Annotated in this window: 3 protein-coding genes; 1 reads left to right on the top strand and 2 read right to left on the bottom strand. The window is 69.1% G+C overall.

Translation table 11 applies throughout. From position 1 onward, the window contains the following. The first annotated feature begins 114 nt into the window (after nt 1-114). On the top strand, nt 115-1,500 hold the full coding sequence (locus AC2VOG_RS10745) for a 13E12 repeat family protein (RefSeq protein WP_486939880.1): 1,386 nt from the start codon (nt 115-117) through the stop codon (nt 1,498-1,500). A gap of 56 nt (nt 1,501-1,556) precedes the next feature. Here the strand turns inward: AC2VOG_RS10745 and AC2VOG_RS10740 are convergent, their stop codons facing one another. Beyond that, on the bottom strand, nt 1,557-2,030 hold the full coding sequence (locus AC2VOG_RS10740) for an SRPBCC family protein (protein WP_486939879.1): 474 nt from the start codon (nt 2,028-2,030) through the stop codon (nt 1,557-1,559). Nucleotides 2,031-2,032: 2 nt separating this feature from the next. Further along, nucleotides 2,033-2,704, bottom strand: a 672-nt coding sequence (locus AC2VOG_RS10735) for an enoyl-CoA hydratase/isomerase family protein (protein WP_486939878.1), incomplete at its 5' end; no start/stop codon positions are given.

The following is a 2,704-nucleotide window of genomic DNA, read 5'->3' as shown; positions in this document are numbered from 1 at the left end:
CAGATCGGGGCGACCGTTTGGGCGGGTATCCACAGTTGGGATTTAATCCACAGGCCGGGGTTTCAGCGGTGTGCCGATCGTCGATGTGTCGGTGCTGCTTCATAACGTCGAGGCATGGGTTCAGCACTGGGCGCCGAGCAGGCACGGGAGCGCATCAGCACCGCTCTCGATGCGATCGACGCTGCCCACGACGTGCTGCGTGACACGTCGTCATGCATGGTGGGCAACGACTTTCGGGTCGATGTCGCCGAGCGGCTGGAGACCCAGGACCGCACCAACCGCGGGCTGATGTACCGGATCTTCGGCGAAATCGCGGATCCGCCCGATGAGAGTGCGTCCACCGCGCAAACGCGGGCCGCACTGTGGAAGCGGCTGCGCATCACGCCGCACGAGATCACCCGCCGGTTCAAACTCGCCGCCCGGATCCGGCCCCGCCGCTGCCTGGCCGGGCCGCCGGTCCCCCCGGAGCTGTCGAAGTTAGCGGCCGCCGTGGAAGCCGGTGCGGTCGGCGACGACCACATCCGCGCGATCTGCCGAGCACTCGACGTACTACCCGCCACCGTTTCGCCCACCGACGTGGCCGCCACCGAACACCGGCTGGTCTGCGAAGCGACCAAACTCGACGCCGGGCTGATCACCCGGCTCGGTGAGCGGATCGCCGACTACCTCAACCCCGACGGCCAATTCAGCGACGACGACAGGGCGCGCCGTCGCGGACTCCACCTGGGCGGGCAAGGGCCCGATGGCATGTCGCGGCTGACCGGACTACTCGATCCGCAGGCCCGCGCCTACTTCGAGGCCATCGAAGCCGCGGTGCGGCCCGGCCGCCACCAACCTGAGGACACCGACCCCGGCGCGCGCGACGAGCGCACCCCCTCCCAACGCTGCCACGACGCGCTAAAGCTGGGCCTGGAAACCGCGATCGCCTCCGGCGGCCTGGGCACCCACCGCGGCCACCCCGTCACCGTGGTCGTCACCACCACGCTGGCCGAACTCGACCGCGCCGCCCACGCCGCCGTCGACCCGTCGGTACCAATGCCGCCACCCGCACGGACCGGCGGCGGCTCCCGGGTGCCAATGCGTGACCTCATCCGCATGGCCGCCAACGCCATCCACTACTTGGCGGTGTTCGACAATCACACCGAGCGACCGCTCTATCTGGGTCGCCAGAAACGCATCGCCACCGCCGACCAACGGCTGATCTGCTACGCGCGCGACCGCGGCTGCACTCGCCCCAACTGTCTGGTGTCGGGTTACCGCTGCGAAGTTCATCATTCACCGGACTGGGACCGCGGCGGCCGTACCGACGCCGACAAGCTGCATTTCCTCTGCGGCTGCGACCACGCCTGCGTCACCCGCGGCGAACTGCGCACGGTGGTCACCGACAGCGGACGACTCGGCTGGACCGACGGCACCGGCCCACCCGAAATCAACCACGCCCACCATCCTGACGAACTGCTGCGCGGCGACACCGACCCACCCGGAGACCTCGACCACTGACTGGAGCGCCGATCCGTAGCCGTCACAGGTGACCACTGATGGCAAAGTCTGCGACCCTATCCCCGAGGCCACCGCGTCTGAAAGTGCCGGCGGATACCGGCCAGCATCTCGACGTGGGCGGCCACGGCCGCGCGTTGGGTCACCGCGGCCAGCAGACGGGGAGCCGAGATCTTCATCTTTTCGGTCAGGCGGGTGCCCCGCTGAGTCGGCTCGAAGCTGACGGTGCCGTTGAGCCGGACGCCGGGAAATTGCCGCGCCTGGGTGATTACATCGCCCTGCGTAGGCACCTGGACCTGCGCCCAGTAGACGATGCCGATCGACAGCGGCCCCAGCGGGATCCGGTCACGTACCCGATAGGTCTTCCGGTAGCCCTCAGCTGTTTGGTCGTGCGACCGACCCTCGACCGAAACCACCAGCGGGTGAAGCTCTTTGATGTTGTCGAGGTCGACGTAGAAGTCGCGGACCGCGTCCGGCGGCGCCGGGATCTCCTCGCTTATCTCACGCTCGGCGTGCGCGATCCAGAGGCTCACACTCAGCGTCCGCGGGCCAGCGACTCGAGGAACCCGTTGATCCGGGCGCGGGTTTCCACCGATATCCAGCCGGCCCGCACGTCGGCATCGGTGGCGGTACCCGCGTCGATCGCGGCGCGGACGGGCCTGTGCAGCTGAACCTTGGTGGCGGCGTATGCGGCCGGCGAGTACTGGCCGAGCTCGCGCGCGACGACCAACGCCTTGTCCAGCAGCTCATCGCCCGCGACCAGGTCGTCGACCCAACCGCGGGCCAGCGCGGTGTGCGCGTCGATGGTTTTGGCGCCCAACGCCGCACGGGTCGACGATGCCCCCATGACGGCGCGGCAGATCTCCAGCGCGGCGACCGGGAACGGGACACCGACCGACAACTCGGTGAGGCCGATCGTCCCACCGGACATCAGTCGCACGTCGGCGCACATCGCCAGCACGCAGCCGCCGGCGATCGCGTGGCCGTTGACCGCGGCGACCACCGGCGCGGGGTGGTCGTAGATCGCCAGAAAGGCCTCCGACAGCGCGGCGACGAACCGCCCGGCGTAATCCATGCCGCCGTCGGCGAGAGCCCGCAGGTCGACGCCGGCCGAGAAGCACCGGCCGGCACCGGTGATGACGACAGGTCCGTCGACGCGTCGCATCGCTTCGGTGATGGCGTTCAGCAGGTCCAGGTCGAGGGCATT

This window comes from Mycobacterium sp. TH-M11 (genome assembly GCF_057473725.1).
This window is presented reverse-complemented; position numbering and strand designations above follow the sequence as displayed.